Origin of the sequence: Pseudomonas sp. Sample_9 (assembly GCF_004307535.1) — a bacterium.
Classification (GTDB): Bacteria; Pseudomonadota; Gammaproteobacteria; order Pseudomonadales; family Pseudomonadaceae; genus Aquipseudomonas; species Aquipseudomonas mercuritolerans.
Genome location: NZ_RAZO01000452.1, coordinates 24,399 through 27,396, shown reverse-complemented (window position 1 = coordinate 27,396; position 2,998 = coordinate 24,399). Strand labels below are relative to the sequence as shown.

Sequence of the window (2,998 nt, the reverse complement as noted above, 5' to 3'; positions counted from 1 at the left end):
GCGCTTACTCGGTAATCTTCTCGAAGTTGCGATAGAACATGTCCCCTTCCCGGCTATCCGTCATCGAGTGCAGTTGATAGCTGCGGCTCAGTCTGGCGCCGCCATCTCGGGTCAGTGGCGCCCAGACCAGGTTGGCGCGGCGCATGGTCGACATGCTCATCATTTCGTCGAACGGGATCGACAGGTACAGCCCCTTGTCGAAACTACCTTCGCCATATTCCGCGCTGCTGGCCGTGGTGATGGTTGCCCAGGCACCGACGCGCACGCCGTTGAAGAACTCACGGGAGATATCCACGGTGGTGCCCCAATCCCCGGCCAGATAACGACCGACACTGACCGCCGCCAGCGTATCGAATGGCAGGTCGGTATAGCCGGTGATATGCCCGGTCACGACCGAGTAATCGCGCAAGGCAAAGCCCTGATCGAAATCACGCTGGCGCACCCAGTTCAGGTCCGCGCCCAGCGACCAGCGCTCGCCGGTCGGGCGGAACAACACTTCCGCGCCGACGCCGGCAAACATCGACTCCAGATAGCCGCCGTACACCATGCCGTACAAATCCTTGTCCAACTGCTCGGCATGACTGACCTGGAACAACGGCATGGTCGTGTTTGACGTGGTCAGGTACTGGCGCAGATCCGTACGCACGCGGGGCAATCCGCTCGGCGCGTCGTAGACGAATTTGTCGAAGTTGTTGACCAGGTTGGCGCTGAGCAAACCGCTCCACCAGGTGTTGCGGTTGAAGCGATATTCCGCGTCCGCATCAGCACTGAACTGATAGAGCAAACCATCCGGGCCGCCGACGTTCTGCTTGAAGCCCAGCCCCACGCCATAGCTGAAATGCTGCGGCGCTTCGGTGTAGAGGGTTTTCTCGTTGTGCGGCATCGCCGGGTTGATTTCGGTGGTGCGGTGCAGCGCCTCCAACGGTTCTTCGTTGTTGATCACTTCGCGGAAGGTCTGGCGCGGCAGGCTGGTTTCTTCCAGCGGCAAGTCGTAGCGCTTGTTGACCACGGTGAACCAGTCGATGTCGTCGTTGACGCTGTTGTCGAGAATCCGGCTCGCGCGGCCAACGGCTTTGGACGAATGGAAATAACGCTGCTGCTCGCCATAGACGATCAGTTCGGAATCGCGCTGGCTGATGCGCTCGACCTTGTATCCGGCATTCTGCTGCAAACGCCGCGACACATCGGCCCAGTTGACCTGTTCCATCGAGGTCGTCGGCGCCTTCGCCGGCAGCGGTTCGGGGGTCGGGTCGTAGGTCTTGGCCGGCGCCTTGCGGCTGACGAAATTGGTGTGAAAGGTCACGCCGAACATCGCCGTGTTGCCCCGTTCCCAGGCAGCGCTCAGATCGATCGAATCGGTCACCTTGAACACCGCACCGAGGTTGATCGGCGAGTCCTGTTTGATCTCGTTATCCTTCGGCTCGTTTTTGTAGTCGTTACCTTCGAATTCAAGCTTCAGACTCAGCCGATCCCAGGGCGTCTGGTAGCTCACGCCACCAAACAGCGAAGGCTTGCCGCGAAAGTACGAGCCGGAGTTGACGTCACCGGTGCCTTCCAGCGCCGGGCGCGTATCGAAACGACTGCTGACGTAGCCCAGCGGGTTGTCGAAGTCGCCGCGATTACCGATGTAGCCCCAGGCAATGCCGGCGCTGAAGTCGAAATTGTCGAAGCGCTTGTTGGCGACGAAGAATTCGCTGGAGAACAAACCGGTACCACCGATATCTCGAAAGCCCAGCGCCACTTCCGGCGCCCAGTGGCTTTCCTGCCACAGGCGTACTTTGGCGTCGACCGCCTTGTCCTTGTAGCTTTGACTGCCGCTGAGGGCCTCCGAGCCGTACGGCCGGTTGGTAATCGCGGTGTAGCGGAACGAACCTTCTAGCCAGTCCAGCGGTTGCAACGACACGCTGTAGCGGCTGTAGGGGTCGGTGCGGTTGGCATTGACGCTCAGCTCGCCGGCCGGGGCCATGCGCGCCGTCGGCGTCTGCAACAGACCGGCGCCACCGAAGTCACTCTGGGTGATGCGCGGCTCGGCGTGAGCCAGACCGCAGGGCAATAACAACACAGCTGCAAAACTTAACTTCAACGAACCACCTCGGCCAGCTGCGTGGCAATGAATTCGGCCAACTGCTGATTCAATTCAGGAAGAGGCGGATCAAGATCATCATTTTTTATCGGTACCAGAATCCTGCTTCCGGCCACCGGAAACTGCCCGGACTCGCGATTCCAGTGCGCGATGCCGACGCGCCGCGAGACGCCGTTGGGCTGGATCAACCACAGGTAATCGGCCTCGGCATCGTCGAGAATCGAGCAGCCTTCGAGATATTCGCGCGCCTCTTGCAACGGCTGATAGGGCAAGTGGCATGGCTCGGTGACCGCGCCCAACACCTGCACTTCATCAACCCGTTTCGGATAGATCAGCCGATCGCCGTCATCCAGACGAATGTTGCGCGCGAAGCCGACTTCCACCGCCACCGGATCGAGGTCAGCGATCTGCCGCCCGGTCACTGGCATCTGTCGAACTTCTTCAGCAACGCGCTGTGCCAGTGCCGCGCGGCTTGGCCGATCAAACAGCGTCGCCATGCGCTGCAGCACCTCGAGATCGAACAGCACGCCAACCTTGAGCCGTGTCTGTTCCTCGACCAGCGACTGGCGCAACAAGCCGCCCGCCAGCCAATAACCCTCGGCATTAGGCACGGCTTCGCTGATCACATCGAACAGGCGTCCACCCGGCGGCAATGCGATCGGACCGGGATTGGCGACGTCGCCGGACACGGTGACGGCGGCCTGAGTCGCCCCAGCGATCAGCAAAAGACCCGCAGCCAAAATGCTTAAGCGCTTCACGGCAGATGCCTGCGATCAGGAGTCAGCTGAACCAGCTTGACGCGCAATTGCGAGGTCAGTTGTTGCTCGCTTTGCAGAATGAAACCGTCCCGCGGGTCGACCCAGTAACGGTTGGTTGCGCTGAGGCCGATGGCTGGGGCGTCGATCTGTTCATCGA

General features: G+C 60.8%; 3 protein-coding genes. All 3 read right to left on the bottom strand.

The genetic code is table 11. From position 1 onward, the window contains the following. Window positions 1-4: 4 nt before the first annotated feature. Complete coding sequence (locus D6877_RS25805; protein ID WP_130912531.1) at window positions 5-2,083, bottom strand: YjbH domain-containing protein; 2,079 nt, start codon at window positions 2,081-2,083, stop codon at window positions 5-7. Beyond that, the gene (locus D6877_RS25800) at window positions 2,080-2,841 is read right to left on the bottom strand and encodes a capsule biosynthesis GfcC family protein (protein ID WP_130912530.1); all 762 of its coding nucleotides are present in this window, start codon (window positions 2,839-2,841) and stop codon (window positions 2,080-2,082) included. The genes D6877_RS25805 and D6877_RS25800 overlap by 4 nt, the downstream gene beginning before the upstream one ends. Next, on the bottom strand, window positions 2,838-2,998 hold a 161-nt coding region (locus tag D6877_RS25795; protein ID WP_178083752.1), incomplete at its 5' end, for a YjbF family lipoprotein. The genes D6877_RS25795 and D6877_RS25800, both read right to left, overlap by 4 nt.